Source organism: Paenibacillus sp. ALE2 (genome assembly GCF_054113385.1).
In genome coordinates, this window is the sequence record NZ_CM134213.1 from 2814795 (window position 1) to 2831727 (window position 16933).

A 16933-nucleotide genomic window follows, 5' to 3' on the forward strand; every position below is an offset into this window, starting at 1 on the left:
GGAACACATAAAGGAGGGGCTTATGCATAACGAGTTAGATGATTTGCTGATTCATATTTCGCACTCGCAGCAGCAGATGTCTAGGCTGTTGGATGCGGAACGGCAGGTGGTCGTGCGCATGGCACAGATCATACATGAACTGCCGGATGAGGAGCCGCGTTTTGATGGAATTCCGGGCATTATGGATAGCTCGGGACAAGTAAACAAAAGCATTGTTGCCTATTTGAACGGTATTGCCGACCTTCAGGAAGCAATGGCTGAAATGCTCGTTCGTGTCGTGAAGGAGACGGCATACTCGGAAGAGGAGTAGTGTAACAATCGAGGGTAGGGAGTGAACACATGAGTAGGGAAAAAGCAATGATTCACATGCTGGACGCAGCCTCTAAGATGCAGCGGAATGTGTCTATGATTTTGGAGGCCAAGGCAGTCGAAGCAGAAAAAATGCGTAATTGGACGCTGAATCATCTGGCGCCTCACGCATTTGACACCGATGAAGAGCAGTTGGGACGGCCTTTGGAAGTTCACGAGCAGATGGTGGAAATGCTGGAGGGATTAACCCGGCTTCAGACTGGACTATGCAGCAACCTCAAAGCATTGCTGGACCAGGATGAGCAGCAGGGCGGCGGAATGGAAGGGATGATGGGAGGCATGGGCTCGGGGGATATGAACTAATGAGCATGAGGCGTGAACGTGAGATTAAGCTGGATATGATGGAGTCTATTGCTGCCAGCCAGCACGCCGTTGCCCGGATGCTGACCAGTCTTGCGGACTTGACGCCCCATGTGGATATGTCGGCTCCCCGTCTGGAAGAGACCATCCGTATACTCAGCAACTATCAGGGAGAAATCACGAAAATGTTGGCGGGTATTCCTTTAAGAAGACAGGTATATGGGAAACCGACGAAGCCGTGGCTCCATGTGCCTGTTCAAAAAAATGAAACCCAGACGAGAAAGCAAAGGAGGAATGAAAATGAGTACAAGGTGGGAACGCACAACTCGAGACAAAGCCCGCAAAAGACGTAAAGATGCCCGGCGTTCTAGCATTCGCAGATTAAAACGGAGAAGAAGACGTCTGCTTGCTCTTAGACGCCGTAAAAGGGGGCTTCATTCAGTGCGTAGAAGACGTTCTCTTCTGCGGCGGCGGAAAAAACCTCAAGCTAATCCAGCCGCAGCTCCTTCTGCGGAGAACCCACAGCCCGCTCCTGTTGTATTGGAGCATGACCCGCAGGCATTCCAGCAGGGATATGATGCTGCTTACAATGAGGGTTTCAATTCAGGCTTTGCCAAAGGTTATGAAGATGGCCACCAGGTCGCTTACAAGGCACAGTAAACTATGAAAATCATCTATTACGGTTAACCCCCCGAAGCCTAGCAGCTTCGGGGTTATTTGCGTTTCGGTAGTTGGACGGGCAAACGCCAATTTTGTCCGGGCAGTGGCAGTCGTCCATGATGCGTTTGACCCCTGTGCATATAGTTTAGGAGTGACAGAAGTTTATCCTACAACAGGACAGGGTGAAGGATGTGAATGATCAACGAAGCGGAAATGAACGCGAAGCACACCGATGCGGCTATCGGGAAGGGCGCAGAATGGGCGGTTGCACGGCTGCTCTGTCACAGGTCGTGGCAATACAACCTGCTGTTCGCCAGTTGAAAGTGTTGTATATTCCGCAAGGTTTCGCAGCTATAGACACAGGTGTGCAAGAAGCATTGAGCCAAATATGCAGCTCGTGCGCCATCGGTACTCCTGCCACGATGCTGGCTGACGCTGAGGCTCACCGTCCAGACCTCTTATTGGTCATGAACGGGCTGCATGTTTTTCCAGCGGATCATCTGGAACAGGTACAACAAATACGAGCCATGGGCATTCGGACGGCCATATGGTTTGTAGATGATCCCTACTTTACGGAGGATACGGCGTTGATCTGTCAATCCTACGATGTCGTTTTTACGCATGAAATTTCTTGTCTGCCGTTTTATCGGGATCAAGGAGTAACGAGGGTCCACTATATGCCGCTTGCTGTGTCAGCCCGTATCTTTTATCCACGTCGGGTAGAGCGTGAGCATCAGCATGATATTTGCTTCATTGGGAATGCCTTCTGGAACCGTGTGAAGCTGTTTGACTACCTTGCTCCCTTCTTGGCGGATAAAAGAGTGCTGATCGTAGGTGGGCACTGGGATCGGCTAACCCGGCGGGATGTGCTGGAACGCTTTATCCGTCCGGGTTTTATGGAACCGGAAGAGACCGCTCAATACTATAACGGCTCCAAAATTGTTATCAATATGCACCGCCCGACAGACCCCGGACTGGATAATCGGAATACACACCAGTTGTCAGCGGAGTCCATCAATCCTCGGACATACGAAATTTCTGCTTGCGGAACGCTTCAAATGACGGATGTGCGAAAGGATCTGAGCCGTTATTACCAACCAGGCTATGACATTGAGACCTTCTCGGGAGCAGAGGAATTGAAAGTGAAGCTGGACTACTATCTCAAGCATGACTGGGAACGCGAACGCATAGCCTGGCGCGCACTGCACACAACCATGCAAAAGCATAGGTACTCGAATCGTATGGAAGAATTGCTGGACAAGGCGATGGCCTAAAGTAAACACCATAAACAGTGAGGAGTGAAAGTGATGACGATATCTACGACAGGACCGTATGACCCAGCTGTTCACCAGACGGCGGCGGCCTCCTGGGAGAAGGGGAGAGCTGCGGGAATCCATGACGGATACGACGAGGGATACCTGCGCGGACGTGCTAACGCGATTATGTCGCGAACCAAAGCAACGTTCCCTTCTCGACAGATCCATGTACTGTATGTCGTCTCGGGCAAAGGCCTTCCGTATTCTCCGCTGGATGAGGCGGTCATTACCACGTTGCAGAGCATGACGGCTCAGGTTACCGTAACAGACCCGCGCCAGCCGGTAGGAGATATTGCCGCTCAGCTTCGTCCGAATCTGATGCTGGCACTGGATGGGATGGATCTACCGTTAGAACAGGTGGCTGCAGTACGCCAGTTGGGCATTCCCACTGCCATCTGGCTGACGGACGATCCCTATTACACCGATACGACGACCAAAATTGTGACGAATTATGATTATGTGTTCACCTTAGAAATGAACTGTATAGAACTGTATCGTCAGTTGGGTTGCACGTCTGTGCACTATTTGCCCTTTGGGGCATTTTTGACTCACTATTTCCCACTCAGCTCGCCTGCTTCAGTCCGGCGTGAGATTGGATTTACAGGCTCAGCCTATTGGAATCGCATCTATTTCTTCAATCCGATTATGCCGCAGCTCATGGCTCGTAACATTAAAATCAACGGAATCTGGTGGGATCGTCTCCCGGATTATCAGTCGTATGGTGACAAAATTGAGCTGGGACGCTGGATGTCTCCGGCTGAGACAAATGATACGTATAACGGCAGCAAAATCGTAATTAATCTTCATCGTTCCCACCAGGATGATTCAGTGAACAACAACTCACTGAAAATTCCGGGGGTTTCGCCAAATCCTCGCACGTTTGAAATTTCCGCCAGTGGCACGTTGCAACTGACGGATACAAGAGACGATCTGGCTCGTTTTTACAAGCCAGGCGAAGAGATTGAAACTTACAGTTCTCAGCAGGAACTGCTGGAGAAGGTTGAGTTTTATTTAACGCATGAAAAGGAGCGCCGTGAGATTGCTCTGCGTGCGCTGGAACGAACCCTGCGGGAGCACACGTATGGTCACCGGATTGACCAACTGCTATCGGTCATATTCCCTTAAGGCCATTCACACGTCCGATGGTTGCTATTTTTAAAGGAGGTGAACTCCGATCAAGCCGAAAATGATGCTATTCAGCCATGTCAGCAACGTTCGCAGTATTACAGGGGCGGAAAAGCTGCTGCTGCAATTTTGCCTAGATGTTCGTACGTATTTCGATTGCATTCTGGTAACGCCTGGTGAAGGGCGGCTAACCTCAATGGCCCGCAAGCGTGGGATCACTGTCCAGATTCAGAATCTATTCATGCTGCATGGCATGTATACCCCGTACGAGGGATTGGCGCAGGATGCGGAGAATTTGCGGAATCATGTGGCGTACGCGCCGTTGCTCCAGATGCTTGGGCAAGCTCGGCCTGATGTGGTGCTGGTCAATACCTGTGTGAACGTCATGCCAGCTATGGCTGCCCAAGAGCTTAATATTCCGGTGATCTGGAAAATAACTGAGGTCATTAATCAAAATGCGCATACGCCAGTTTCTGTCTCCATTATTGAGCGCTATAGCCAATGGGTCATCGGCATTTCGCAAGCGGTTATGCGTCCTTTGTATGGCGGGGGATTGACACGTCAGCATACGGTGTTGTCTCCATGTCGGGATATGGAAATGCCGTCTCCCAAAGAGCATGTGCTGGAACGGAAGAGGAAACGTGAAAAGCTGGGACTGCGGGATTTTCATATCTGCATTGGTTATATTTCATCTTTTATCTACGAAGCCAAAGGGCTGTTGCCTTTTGTCCAAATGGCTCTAAAGCTGTGTGAAACCAATTCGCAGTGTCGTTTCTGGATCATCGGCAGCTCAGTGGACTCCGAGTATTACGTAAAATGTGTCTCTTTGATTCGCCAGTCCCGTTATAGCCGCCGCTTCCAGTTCAGTTCATTCGAGGAGTCCGTCTCCACAGCCTATAGCGCAATGGATATTGTTGTGATTCCTAGCATGGTGGAGGAGGGCTTTGGTATGACGGCCCTGGAGGGTCTGGTTTACGGCAAGCCTGTAGTAGCCTTTGCTCAGGGCGGGCTTGTGGAATTGATGGAGGCGACTGGAAATACAGATTTTTTGGTAGAGCCGGGAAACAGCGACATTCTGGCGCAAAAAGTAGGCTACCTGCTCGATCATCCCGAGGAAATGGAACGAATTGGTGTGCGTAACAACAGTGCGGCTACGCGTGTGTACGGACCCGATTCCTACCGAAGCAGTCTGCACGTCATGGTCAGTCAATGGGTATGTCATCATCCGCATTGGTTCCCATTGATTCAGCAGCCGGGTGGACCGGTATGGACGAGGGAAAGCGAAGGACTGCGTCAGGTCACTGCTATACCTGAGGCTTATGCCCACACTGTTCGAGAATTTCCCGAATCGGTGGTTAATCAACTGCCGGTGCTGGGCCTGCCGCCAATTGAATATGCAGCTATTCAGGGCTTGCCACAACCAGCTCCCCCTTTGCCTGAGGCACCATCTGAGTTGCCTCGCCGCAAGCGTAGTATTCGGGCAAGATGGCCAAAGGGACGCAAGCATACCAGACTGCGGAATCGAAAGTACAAGAGAAGCGCTGGCAGAAGCCGTCTCAAGAAAATTCACGGGTCCCCGTTATATCGAAGATCCAAGTCCAAACAGAAGCTCAAGCGGAAACTCAAACTTCTGTCACGGCGATCCAAAGCGCACAAGCAGAAGCGAGTCATACTCAAGGCCAGACAGCATTCCAAACAACGGTCCGGGTGAATATACACCGGACCGTTGAGATGAACGTTAAGCCGGAGCACAGCCAGTCTGCTGGATGGCTATTATTCATTGAACTCCACAGTTCTATGAAACAACGACAGCAAAGGTGGGTTCCAAAACCATGAAAATATTGACCGTGCTCGGCACAAGACCGGAGATTATACGGCTCAGCCTGATTATTCCGAAGCTGGATCATTATGCAGATGAACATGTGCTTGTGCATACGGGCCAAAATTATACGGAAAGCCTGAGCGGACAATTCTTCCGCGAGCTGGGTTTGCGCGCCCCGGATTATGTGCTTCAGGAGAAAGCGGGAACGCTGGGCAAACAACTGTCTGCCATGTACTCGCAGATGGAGGACATTTTAAACAAGGAACGCCCGGATCATGTACTTTTGCTAGGTGATACGAACAGCGCCTTATGTGCCCTGCTTGCGGAACGTATGGGTTACCCCGTTGTGCATATGGAGGCAGGGAACCGCTGCTATGATCTGGATGTGCCAGAGGAGAAGAATCGGCGCGTCATTGATGCGATTTCTACCATTAATATGCCTTATACAGAGCAAAGCAAGCAGCATCTACTACGCGAAGGCTTTCCAAGCCAACGAATTATACTGACTGGAAATCCGATCTATGAAGTAATGCAACACTATGAAAAAGAGGTATCCGGCAGCGAAATTCTGAAAAAGTTAGGACTGTCGCCCGGAGAATATTTCCTGGTCACTGCCCACAGAGCTGAAAATGTCGACCATCCGCCGCATTTGCTGGCTATTTTGGATGGTCTTAACCGAGTAGCCCGGCAGTTCGGGCAGCGTGTCATTTGCAGTATTCATCCCCGCACGGCCGCCCGGATCGCAAGCCACCCGCCGATCCAGCTTGATCCGCTGGTAGAATTCCACGAGCCGTTCGGTTTTTTTGACTTCGTTCTGCTGGAGCGACATGCCCGCTGCGCTTTGACGGACAGCGGTACCGTACAGGAAGAATGCTGTGTCATGGGGGTGCCGACGGTCACGATGCGTCGCACGACCGAAAGGCCGGAAACGGTAGATTGCGGCAGCAATATCGTGTCCGGTCTTGATGGCGAGGTTATAGCCAATGCGGTAGCCTTAATGACCGGGATATCTCATAAGTGGCAATGTCCCGCAGGCTATCTGGCGGAAGATGTGTCGGATAAGGTAGTAAAATTTCTGCTTGGAGGGAAACGGCATGTTTGAAAACAAACGTATCTTGGTTACCGGCGGTACCGGCTCCTGGGGGCATGAGCTGGTTGCCCAGTTATTGCCGCGTAACCCCAAAGAGGTCATTATCTTTTCACGCGGAGAATCGAGTCAGGTTGCAATGAACAGGCAGTTTGAGGATGAACGGCTCAGCTTCTGTATTGGGGATATTCGGGATAAGGATGCGCTGACTACCGCTTGCCAAGGAGTAGACTATGTATTCCACTTGGCGGCTCTCAAGCACGTACCTGTCTGTGAGGATCAGCCCTATGAGGCGCTCAAAACGAATGTCGTAGGCACCCAAAATGTGATCGAGGCCGCTGTTGCCAATCAGGTAAAAAAGGTCATATATATATCGACTGACAAGGCGGCCAATCCTTCCAATTTTTATGGTATGACGAAGGCGATTGGAGAAAAACTGATTGTTTACGCCAATCTGCTGAATAGTGATACACGTTTTGTGACGGTACGCGGCGGTAATGTTTTGGGTACAAACGGAAGCGTGGTGCATTTGTTCCAAAGCCAGATTCGCCAAAAGGGTAAGGTTTTCATCACAGATATGAACATGACCCGCTTCTTCCTGACCTTGCGTGATGCCATCAGTCTACTGTTCAAAGCTTCCGTAGAAAGCGTGGGCGGCGAAATTTTTATCATGACCATGCCAACCTGCCGTATTGTGGATTTGGCTGAGGTGCTCATTGAGGATTCAGGCGTGGAAAATGTAGAAATCATAGAAAAGGGCGTCCGTCCCGGTGAGAAAATACACGAGATTTTGATGAGCGACTTTGAAAGCCTGACAACGGTAGTATATGACGAGCAATATTTGGTCATTCTCCCGACACTGAATATTCCTCAATTAAAGGACCGTTATAATCAGTGCCCTCCGGTATCGTTCAGCAGCTTTAGTTCGGAATTCAATTTGATGTCAAAAGAGGAGATTCGAAGCATTCTCCAAAGCGGGGGGTTCATCAAATGAAGCTGCTTATTTTGGGCGGGAACGGCATGGCAGGCCATGTTCTGGTTAAGTATTTTCAAAACCAGAGCGGGTATAACGTGTTCTATACCACCCGTGATTCCGCAAATAAGGGCGGTCTCCTGCTGGATGTAAAGGACAGCTTTATGGTGGAGCAGCTGGTACGGAGTGTACAGCCAGACGTAATTATTAACGCGGTTGGCGTACTCAATCAGTATGCCGGGAAAGATCAGATTGCAGCATACCAAATCAATGGATTGCTGCCGCATCTTCTCCGGCAGACGGCGGACAGTATCGGTGCCCGATTGATTCATATCAGCACGGATTGCGTATTCGAAGGAAAGCGGGTTCCTGGCTTATATGAGGAGACAGATCAACCTGATGGGACAAGTGCCTATGCTTTGACGAAAATACTCGGAGAAGTAAAGGCGCCACGGCATCTGACCATCCGTACCTCTATTATCGGACCGGAGATTCGGTCAGGCGGGATTGGCTTGCTGCACTGGTTCTTGCAACAGAGCGGAGACGTTGACGGATACCGCCGGGTCTTTTGGAATGGAGTCACAACGCTGGAATTAGCAAAAGCGATACAAGTGATGATGAATGAGCCGCTGGACGGACTCATTCATCTGGTTCACCCTGAACCGATCAGCAAGCATGATTTGCTGCTTCTGTTCAAAGACATCTGGAAGAGAGAGGATATTCGGATCGTGCCGAAGGATGAGCCGGTGCAGGACCGGACGCTTCGTTCTACCCGGGCCGATCTGCTCTACGATGTTCCTCACTACAGCATCATGCTGAAGGAGCTGCTGGAATGGACAGAAGCACAGCGGAACAACGTCGGCCAGTCATAGCCATTACCGGAGCGGCGGGCTATACCGGGATGCATGCCTGCCGCTATTTTGCAAAACTTGGCTGGGAGGTGGCAGCGCTGACTCGCACTGCCGCTTCTGCTACAAAATTGACCTCACAGACTGAAAATGATGGGGATTTCAGCCTGGAAGCGGGCACACGTGGCTGTATTACACCTTATGTGTGCGACTTGCTTGACAAGAAACGTCTGGGCGAAGTGATTCGACACATTGCTCCGGATTATGTGCTTCACCTGGGTGGCAAAAATTCCGTACCTGAATCTTGGCAGAGTCCATTGCTATATATGGAATCCAATGTACTGTCCACCCTGTATCTGCTCGATGTACTGCGACCTTTCCCCCAAGCCAGAATTGTTGTTGCGGGTTCTCGGCTAAAGACGGCTTTACAGGCACCATACCATCCAACGCATCCATACAGCCTTAGCAAAAGCATTCAAGAGGCAGTCGCGCTCTCGTGGGGCGCGCTGTTCGAGCAATCTGTCATGTTGGCAGAGCCTTGCAACCTGATTGGCCCGGGTCCATCCACCGGCTTTTGTGCATTACTCGCGGGGTATATCGTTCGGACAGAACGCATGAAAGAGCAATCCGTAACGGAGGCAGCTCCGTTTCGCGTGTCTTCCCGACATGCGCAGCGTGATTTTCTCGACGTTCGTGATGCAGTTCGCGCCTATGGCGTGCTATTGGAAAAGGGAGTGCCAGGCCGAATTTACTCGGTCTGCACAGGCCGCATTGTGGAACTGGGAGATATCGTGGAACGTATGGTTGCGCTGGCGAAAATATCTATTCCCATACAATGGGGAGATATAGCCGAGCCAGCGGCAACGGAGGCATATCGGGCGCAGGAGCTGGAGGAGATGGGCTGGAAGCCGACCATACAGCTGGGGCAATCGCTGGAGGATATGATTCAATACCGCCGAGCTGGAAAGGAAGGAACGATATGAGACCAAAAGTAACGATCGTCATTCCCTTTTATAACTGTGCATATGTGGATCAGGCTTTACAAAGCGCTTTAGAGCAAACCTATGGGCCGCTTGAGATTATTGTCGTCGATGACGGGTCCACCACACATGTTAATATGCTTCAGCCCTATCTTCCCTATATACATTATTTGGGCAAATCTAACGGTGGAACAGCCAGCGCTTTGAATCATGGTATCCGGCATGCCAGCGGTGAATATATTGCGTGGCTCAGCTCCGACGATACCTACCATAGGGACAAAATTAATAACCAAGTTTCTTTTATGATCGAACAGGGTGCATACATCTCTCATACTAATTTCAATTTCATCAATCAACACAGCCAAGTCACAGCCTATCAAGCAGCTGCTGTATTTCCGTCCCTGACGGAGTTTTACCGTTTTTTCCAGCAGGGGAATCCGGTCAATGGATGTACGGTGATGTTCAAAAAGGAGCTGTTTGCACATATCGGTTTGTTCGATGAACTGCTGCCGTACACCCATGATCTGGATATGTGGTACCGAGTAATGCTGGCAGGATATCCATTTCCTTTTCTGAACGAGTCCTTGGTTAACTACCGCTGGCATGATGAAATGGGAACCAAAAAATATTGGCCTGCTGTGGAACAGGAGTACAACATCACCCAAGCACGTTATCGAGATCGCTTCAGTCAGATGTTGGGCGGTTTATCCTCATGAAGCGAAAGTTTGTCAGGGGGGATTGATATGGTAGATACGGGGATTGTTATGCCGCTGTACAAACAGGATATTGGTTATCTGCAAGCTGCGATCTCATCCGTACTAGCCCAGAGCTACAGGGCATTTCGCTTCATCATTGTGATTGACGGGGCGCCGGAAATGATAGAGCCGGCGCTTCACGCAGCAATGGGAGACCCGCGCGTTCAGTTTGTTACACTCCCTCAGAACCAAGGAGTATCCCATGCCCTGAACCGGGGATTCGATGAGTTGTTTAAAGATCCAGCGATCAAGTATGTGACCTGGGTTTCCAGCGACAATGTGTATCATTCATCCTTTATCGAACGATTGCGGTGCGAGCTAGAGCAGGGGCCCGATTCGCTTGGACTTGTGTTCTCCACCTTCCGTCAGATTGACGCTGCGGGTAATCCGTTATACGACCAGCAGCATCAACAAGCGCTGATTCGGTACCAAAGTCAGCCGCATCACGAATTGTTGAACGCCAGCATTGTCGGGGTGTCATTTATGTACAAAAGCCAATATGCCCGTCTGATCGACGGCTATCGGCTGCAACCTGTAGAGGATTATGATTACTGGCTGCGGCTGACCGAGACATGCAGCATGAAATTCATTCCGGAGATCCTGATGGATTATCGGGTGGATTCTGCTTTTAGTGTATCGGCCAGCTTGCGCAGCCAAAAAGAACACCGACGCTGGCGGCATGCATTTCAAATCGCCAAACATGAGGCCAGGGCCCGCCGGGGTATCCCACTTGAGATGACCATTTTAATGCCTATTACAGATATGGCTCAAGCTGAGCCGTTGCTCGATAATCTGCTGGAGCAGCATTACAGTAATTGCATCGTGCGGTTGCTGGATATTACGCCGGAACAGGGAGCTTCTTCCTTTCTGGAAATGATGCTTGACCCTCGGCTAATCGTAACGCCGAGACCGTATTATTCCGTCAAGGAAGCACTGATTCAGGCGATTGGTGAAACGACAACACGCTTTGTTGTATGCTTCGGTGTCAAACCTTATATTGCCGTGACAGATTTGTTGTATCTTACGGATTTATTGCGCCCTTTGCAGGATACACATGCCTTTTCCTACTATACAGATGACCACTCAACCATCGGCAGCGGCCGAGGAGTTCAGTCCGTGCCGCCGGAATGGAATTACGTGTATTATACCCACAGATTGCATCAGGCACTGGAACAGGGTGGCTTTTAAATAACAGGGGACAGTGCCGGGATTGTGGTCAGCTCGGACTGGAGAACACGATGCTCCTGTACAACATTACCAAACTGATCCAGTCCAAAGTTGGAAAGCACAACATTGGCTGGAGCGACGGAGACTACGTTGTATTGCACCTCATAGGCAAGAACCCCTTGTATAAAGAAGGTCCGGCGTGCAATCGAGTTTGCAGGCAAATTAACCGATGTTACGTATAGTGGTGTCTTGGTATCCGGTACGAGTGAGAAAAAAATTTGGATGGTCACGGTTGCCGCGTTCACTGTGTCCTCATTGACCAAATTTACAACAACATTGGAGCAGGCAGTACCAAAATCCCTTGTGTTTGTCATATATCCGGTTGTAAAAGCCAATAGAATCATCCTCTCAAAACAGTATGATGGAATCCCTTCGTAGGGATGCTTCTATACTATGAATCTATGGAGAGGAAAGCTTGTATGGTTGTCTGTAGGCTATACCGAAAAAAGTACATTTTGATAGAAGCACTTCAGGCATATCTATATATAATGAAGGGAATGCTCGCGATGCCTTTGAATTTTCAGATAACACCCAGCGGCCTGCCCAAGTTTGAGCCTAGTGTTGCTGTTAATTTGCTGAATCCGAATATCGTTGTGGCTGTAGCTGTTGACTTTAGCAGCGGGCCCCCTTTAATTGGACTGTATCGCTCACTGGACGCCGGGGCGAACTGGACCGATACGTTACTGCCACTCCCACCGGGATATACAGGAGCAGAGGCAGGAATGGTGGCCTATCTGTTCCCCAATATTTTTATCGTATCCGCACACGTGTTTCCGGGAAATGAGAACGGGGCTGTCGTGATCTATCGTTCTACGGACAATGGGGCCAGTTTTGATCCTCCGGTGGTCATTAACCCAGGCTATGGAGATTACATTAATAATGACTGGACCAATATTACGACAGATAACGCAGGGGCAAGTCCGTATCTAGGGCATGTCTACGTTACGTATAACCGCCAATACAACGTAGAGGTTAATGCTCGGTCAGCGGCCTTCTACCAGCGCTCCACTGACGGAGGATTGACCTGGGATCGACCGTTAATGCTTTCCAATATCCAGTCCTCCACAGAGCGGCCTGAGCCTGCGGTCGACAAATATGGCAGTGTATATGTCAGCTGGATTCGTACGGGGCCGCAAACCCCGGCTTTCTTTATCCGGCGGTCTTTTGATGGAGGTGCCACCTTTAGCGGTGATATTCTTGTGTCCAACATAACGCTGGTACCTAGTCCGTTGCCCGTCCCCGGATATGATTTTCGTGTATTGAATTCTCCCTGCTTGGCAGCAGATTGCTCGGGGGTACCTTCTACAACAAATACGCTATATGCCGTGTGGCAGGATTTTGGTCAGGGCTACAGCAATGTTTTGTTGTCCAAATCCAGTGATTTTGGCGGTACCTGGAGCGCCCCAGTCATTGTGACGGACAGCCCGCCCGGCTCACAAAATTTTTTTCCTGCGATTTCAGTGTCGCCTAAGACGGGACTGGTCGTTGTCGTGTACTATACGAATCGCCTGGACGGCTTTAATCTGGATGTGTTCGCCGCTCAATCATCAGATGGGGGCAATACCTTTACGAACAGTCGTCTCACAACGACTTCCTTTAACCCGAATGTAGGTGGGGGCGAATCAGAACTGATCGGCGACTACATTGATATCGCCATTGTACCACCGAACAGCTATATATCCGTCTGGACGGATACGCGCACAGGCAGTTTAACGATTTTCGCTGGCGTACCGGGAGGTGAAACCTGATGCCGAACGTACAGCTTACGCCCAGTGGAAGGCTGGCACAGGAGCCGAGTGTGGCTTTCAATCTGCTCGACGGTACCATAGTAGCTGCTGCCATTGATTTTACGACCGGACCGCCGTTGACAGCAGTATACCGTTCAGATAACGGTGGTGCCTCCTTCACACAGCAGATTTTACCGCTGCCAGTCGGTTATGTAGGGGCTGAATCCCATAGCGTCAGCTATGGTTTTCCCAATTTGTTCGTCATAGCCTGTCACGTATTTACCGCAGACGGCTTGAGCGGTACCATCGCTACCTATGTGTCCAGAGACAATGGGAATACATTTGATCCACCCGTGATTGCCCAACGAGGGTATGGGACGTTTGTCAATAATGTGGAAGTCAGCGTGAAATTCGATACTTCACAGGTCAGCTCCTATACCGGTAACATCTATTTATGTTATACGCATCAGTATAACCCCGACTTTTTCGGCGGCTCAGTCATGTTTTTTCAACGCTCGCAGGATGGAGGAATTACATGGGATACACCTGTGGTGCTCACTCCTGGTTCCAATCAGATCACGCGCGGAGAAATCACCGTGAGCATTACAGGGGTGATTTATGTCGGGTACATTGTGACGAATCCGGTTAACCAATATCAGGTCATTGTGTCCTTCAATGGGGGGACTTCGTTCAGTTCCTCGCTGCCAGTGTCCTCTGTCGTCCTAGTTCCAAGTCCGCTGCCTGTGGTCGGTTTTGGCTTTAATGTATTGCCGACGGCCAACATTGCCATAGATCGTTCCACCAGCCCGAATCAGGGGACGCTTTATGCGGTTTGGCAGGATAATCGGGCAGGGTATGCGGATGTGCTGCTTGCCCGGTCCGTGGATGGTGGATTAAGCTGGACTGCGCCGCAATCGGTGACAGGAGCCAGTGCAGGAGCACAGCATTTTTTCCCGGCCATTGATGTTTCGCCCGTGACCGGTGTGATTAAGATTGTGTACTACACCAATCAAATCACAGCCTCTTTATTAGATGTATTTGTTGCAGAATCATCGGACGGAGGGAATACATTTACGAACCTCAGAATAACAGACAGTTCCTTTAATCCTAACGGGATTAGTCCCGTTCCAGTGGTCACGATTGGCAATTTTATTGATGTAACGATCGTGCCGAATAACGGTTTTTTTGCGGTCTGGACAGACGCATTATCGGGTTTCCAGCAAATTTACGGAAGCAACGGAATGTAGCTTAACGTACGAGACAGAGGAGGTGGGGCTGTTTTGAAAATTTTGTTGGCTACGTACTGGCCGATTCCTCATTTGGGTGGTGTGTGGCCCTTTATGCTGCAAATTAAACGAAGACTTGAGCTACTGGGTCACACGGTAGACTTGATGGGGAACGGACCGGATACCCCTAAATACCATATTGTCTATGAAGATAAGGAATTGCTGAAGGATCAATTGCTGCCCTTGCTGCATACGAAGCTGAATGAATCGGCTGCCCCTGTATTACATTTGGATTCATGGGTGCAGACGGTGGAAAAGGATCGATACTGTATGGAACTGGCGGCAGCCTATTTCGGGGTTGAGCAGTATGATGTGATTCATACGCAAGATGTCATAGCCACTCGTGCTCTAAGTCGGGTCAAACGCAAAGACAGTGCGTTGGTAGCAAATATTCATGGCTCGCTGGCTCGTGAAGTCATGATGGCTCTGGAGCGGGATCATGAAGAGGGTTACCGCGAGACGCTGATGTGGAAATATTATTGGGCGCTGGAGCACTATGGCGCTATTTCCGCTGATATTACGATTACGTCTACAGAATGGATGAAGCAGACGCTTGTGCGTGAGTTCGAAGTGCCTGAGCAGCAGATTGCCACTTTCCAATATGGCTTAGACACCGAACACTTCTGGGAAGTCCATGCCAGGGGAACAGACATGACACGACCTGAGGGGAAAAAAGTTATCATTTGTCCTTCTCGGCTGGTCTATATCAAAGGGCTACATTATTTAATGAGCGCTCTTAGCCTGTTGAAAGCAAGCCGTACGGATTGGGTTTGCTGGATTGTTGGGGAGGGAGATAAGAGGGAAGAGCTTCAGGCACAGGCGAAGGAGCTGGGGCTGGAAGAAGACGTGGTATTTCTCGGACATCGTGAAGATGTACCTGCCCTTTTACAACTGGCGGACCTTTTTGTACATCCGAGCATACAGGATAATCAGCCGTTTTCGGTCATGGAGGCACAGATTATGGGGCTTCCGGCAGTGGTATCGGATGCGGGTGGACTGCCGGAAATGGTGAAGCATGAACACACTGGACTGGTTTCCCCGGTTGGCGATGTGGAGGCACTTGCAGCTCATTTGCAGCATTTACTCGCTCAGGATGAAGTACGGATAGCTATGGGGAATCGTGCCAAGGCATGGGGAACCGCGCACTGGTCGCTGGATGTTATGATTGAACGGCTCGTCAATATTTATGGGCAAGCGCTTAATCAAGTGCGTTGATTCGATAGTTAGGAGGGAGAGCATGACTTTTCCTATCGTTGGAGACTTGTACAACCGTATTTTTGAAATCCAGCAGTCACACCCAGATCAGATGGTCGATTACGCAATCTGGAACCGAATTAACACCTCGCTGCCAGAGGATTATAAGCTGCCGGATGCTGACATTTTGGAACGGCTGAAACAATCCGCGCCATGAGCATACAGACCATATAAAAAGGCAGGTCGGGCTTACATTCCCACCTGCCTTTAGTTTATTTCAGCTCATTGTTCATCCGGGTTGTCATCCATTTGGTCTACATAAACCGAGCCTCGGATCATAAGCGGTCCCGTAACAACAGCGCGGCGGTCAGCTGATTGTACGGTTAAACAGTATACATGAGGCTCTGCCTGTTGTGCTGTTTCCTCATAGCTTAACTCGGCAAATCCCTCCTGATAACAGGAGTCCTGCAGCCAATCCAGCACGGGTCCCTGCTCATCGTTGCGGCGCAATCGAATATCCAGCTCCCCAATATCCCAGTTGAGCAGCGGATTCTCCCATGCCAAAGAGACTTCGATAAGAATGTGGCCCTCAGCTTCACCTGCAGGAATGATCAATGTAGAGAGCACGATCTCCTGTTCGGTAACCTGAAAAGGCAGTGCATATGTGCCTGCTTCAGCTTTGTTTTGAACTGTATATTTCAACAACATACAATTTTCCTCCTCTGCCTGTTCATTAAGGTGTCACGGTAAAATGACTGGCTGTCCGCTTAGCGACTACGTTCCCGTTCTCCACAAATTCCGCCAAGATAAACAGCGTTTCTGGATTGTAAATATTTGTGACCACTCGCAGATAAAATGGATTTTGGGCTGCCTCCATATCTTTGATTTCCAGTACAGAGCCAGCTTCGGGAGAAGGGCCCAGTCGAAGAAGTTGCCGCCTAAAAACACCACTGTCATTCCCCATTTCCAGCAGTACATCGACGGATCTCTTTTCACGATTGAAAAAGGTTACATGGCAGCTTTGTATATGGGCGCTGTGGTAAGCGAGATGATGATCGACAGTTAAAAGAAACACAGACATATCATGATGCCTCCTTGAATTCCGTTAGGTTACCAGCCTTATATGATATGAAAAATGACCGCGAGTGGACTGGATAGTTGTACGCCTCTTTGACAAAAAGCGCGCCAGTGTCCAACCCTTTTTGCCATGCTGTGCATGTAATGTAGAGTGGAACAATCTGCGGCCTGAAGCCCCTTTTCGACT

General features: G+C 50.0%; 20 protein-coding genes. 17 read left to right on the forward strand and 3 right to left on the reverse strand.

Features of this window, described 5'->3' with window-relative positions:
• The first annotated feature begins 22 nt into the window (after nucleotides 1–22).
• From ACXHJ1_RS12270 to ACXHJ1_RS12330, 13 genes are all read left to right on the forward strand, one after another.
• The gene (locus ACXHJ1_RS12270; protein ID WP_107734686.1) at nucleotides 23–310 is read left to right on the forward strand and encodes a nucleoside-diphosphate sugar epimerase; all 288 of its coding nucleotides are present in this window, start codon (nucleotides 23–25) and stop codon (nucleotides 308–310) included.
• A 29-nt stretch (nucleotides 311–339) separates the two neighbouring features.
• On the forward strand, nucleotides 340–672 hold the full coding sequence (locus ACXHJ1_RS12275; RefSeq protein WP_044787308.1) for a hypothetical protein: 333 nt from the start codon (nucleotides 340–342) through the stop codon (nucleotides 670–672).
• Nucleotides 672–1022 (forward strand): hypothetical protein, encoded by a 351-nt coding sequence (locus ACXHJ1_RS12280; RefSeq protein ID WP_107734684.1) that lies wholly within the window; start codon nucleotides 672–674, stop codon nucleotides 1020–1022. Before ACXHJ1_RS12275 ends, ACXHJ1_RS12280 begins: the two co-directional genes overlap by 1 nt.
• Nucleotides 970–1329 carry a FliH/SctL family protein gene (locus tag ACXHJ1_RS12285; RefSeq protein ID WP_049789276.1) on the forward strand — a complete coding sequence of 120 codons (360 nt, stop codon included), beginning with the start codon at nucleotides 970–972 and terminating at the stop codon, nucleotides 1327–1329. Before ACXHJ1_RS12280 ends, ACXHJ1_RS12285 begins: the two co-directional genes overlap by 53 nt.
• 182 nt (nucleotides 1330–1511) lie before the next feature.
• On the forward strand, nucleotides 1512–2603 hold the full coding sequence (locus tag ACXHJ1_RS12290; RefSeq protein WP_019688496.1) for a CgeB family protein: 1092 nt from the start codon (nucleotides 1512–1514) through the stop codon (nucleotides 2601–2603).
• Nucleotides 2604–2636: 33 nt separating this feature from the next.
• Nucleotides 2637–3770: a CgeB family protein gene (locus ACXHJ1_RS12295; RefSeq protein ID WP_016820073.1), complete on the forward strand. Its 1134-nt coding sequence runs from the start codon at nucleotides 2637–2639 to the stop codon at nucleotides 3768–3770.
• Between the two features lie 61 nt (nucleotides 3771–3831).
• Nucleotides 3832–5481: a glycosyltransferase gene (locus ACXHJ1_RS12300; protein WP_457906125.1), complete on the forward strand. Its 1650-nt coding sequence runs from the start codon at nucleotides 3832–3834 to the stop codon at nucleotides 5479–5481.
• Nucleotides 5482–5602: 121 nt separating this feature from the next.
• Nucleotides 5603–6694, forward strand: coding sequence for a non-hydrolyzing UDP-N-acetylglucosamine 2-epimerase (gene wecB, locus ACXHJ1_RS12305; RefSeq protein ID WP_107734680.1), 1092 nt, complete (start codon nucleotides 5603–5605; stop codon nucleotides 6692–6694).
• Nucleotides 6687–7673 carry a polysaccharide biosynthesis protein gene (locus ACXHJ1_RS12310; protein WP_016820076.1) on the forward strand — a complete coding sequence of 329 codons (987 nt, stop codon included), beginning with the start codon at nucleotides 6687–6689 and terminating at the stop codon, nucleotides 7671–7673. The genes wecB and ACXHJ1_RS12310 overlap by 8 nt, the downstream gene beginning before the upstream one ends.
• The gene (locus ACXHJ1_RS12315) at nucleotides 7670–8524 is read left to right on the forward strand and encodes a dTDP-4-dehydrorhamnose reductase family protein (protein WP_457906126.1); all 855 of its coding nucleotides are present in this window, start codon (nucleotides 7670–7672) and stop codon (nucleotides 8522–8524) included. Before ACXHJ1_RS12310 ends, ACXHJ1_RS12315 begins: the two co-directional genes overlap by 4 nt.
• Nucleotides 8485–9483: an NAD-dependent epimerase/dehydratase family protein gene (locus ACXHJ1_RS12320; RefSeq protein ID WP_457906127.1), complete on the forward strand. Its 999-nt coding sequence runs from the start codon at nucleotides 8485–8487 to the stop codon at nucleotides 9481–9483. Before ACXHJ1_RS12315 ends, ACXHJ1_RS12320 begins: the two co-directional genes overlap by 40 nt.
• Entirely contained in the window at nucleotides 9480–10196 is a 717-nt protein-coding gene (locus tag ACXHJ1_RS12325) for a glycosyltransferase (RefSeq protein WP_017427324.1), read from the forward strand. Before ACXHJ1_RS12320 ends, ACXHJ1_RS12325 begins: the two co-directional genes overlap by 4 nt.
• Before the next feature lie 27 nt (nucleotides 10197–10223).
• Nucleotides 10224–11423, forward strand: coding sequence for a glycosyltransferase family 2 protein (locus tag ACXHJ1_RS12330; protein ID WP_457906128.1), 1200 nt, complete (start codon nucleotides 10224–10226; stop codon nucleotides 11421–11423).
• Here the strand turns inward: ACXHJ1_RS12330 and ACXHJ1_RS12335 are convergent.
• Nucleotides 11420–11797, reverse strand: coding sequence for a hypothetical protein (locus ACXHJ1_RS12335; RefSeq protein WP_016820081.1), 378 nt, complete (start codon nucleotides 11795–11797; stop codon nucleotides 11420–11422). The genes ACXHJ1_RS12330 and ACXHJ1_RS12335 overlap by 4 nt on opposite strands.
• 84 nt (nucleotides 11798–11881) lie before the next feature.
• Between ACXHJ1_RS12335 and ACXHJ1_RS12340 the strand changes: the two genes are divergently transcribed.
• Genes ACXHJ1_RS12340 through ACXHJ1_RS12355 form a run of 4 tightly spaced genes read left to right on the forward strand, consistent with a single transcriptional unit; the run spans nucleotide 11882 to nucleotide 15886 of the window.
• Nucleotides 11882–13210, forward strand: coding sequence for an exo-alpha-sialidase (locus ACXHJ1_RS12340; protein ID WP_457906129.1), 1329 nt, complete (start codon nucleotides 11882–11884; stop codon nucleotides 13208–13210).
• The gene (locus ACXHJ1_RS12345; protein ID WP_457906130.1) at nucleotides 13210–14436 is read left to right on the forward strand and encodes a sialidase family protein; all 1227 of its coding nucleotides are present in this window, start codon (nucleotides 13210–13212) and stop codon (nucleotides 14434–14436) included. Before ACXHJ1_RS12340 ends, ACXHJ1_RS12345 begins: the two co-directional genes overlap by 1 nt.
• Nucleotides 14437–14469: 33 nt before the next feature.
• A complete protein-coding gene (locus tag ACXHJ1_RS12350; protein WP_117289178.1) occupies nucleotides 14470–15690 on the forward strand; it encodes a glycosyltransferase family 4 protein in 1221 nt (406 codons plus the stop codon).
• A gap of 22 nt (nucleotides 15691–15712) precedes the next feature.
• Nucleotides 15713–15886: a hypothetical protein gene (locus ACXHJ1_RS12355; protein ID WP_016820085.1), complete on the forward strand. Its 174-nt coding sequence runs from the start codon at nucleotides 15713–15715 to the stop codon at nucleotides 15884–15886.
• A gap of 65 nt (nucleotides 15887–15951) precedes the next feature.
• Here ACXHJ1_RS12355 and ACXHJ1_RS12360 read toward each other — a convergent pair whose 3' ends face one another.
• Nucleotides 15952–16377, reverse strand: a complete 426-nt coding sequence (locus tag ACXHJ1_RS12360; protein WP_457906131.1) for a hypothetical protein — start codon at nucleotides 16375–16377, stop codon at nucleotides 15952–15954.
• Nucleotides 16378–16402: 25 nt separating this feature from the next.
• The gene (locus ACXHJ1_RS12365; RefSeq protein WP_016820087.1) at nucleotides 16403–16750 is read right to left on the reverse strand and encodes a hypothetical protein; all 348 of its coding nucleotides are present in this window, start codon (nucleotides 16748–16750) and stop codon (nucleotides 16403–16405) included.
• Nucleotides 16751–16933: the final 183 nt, after the last annotated feature.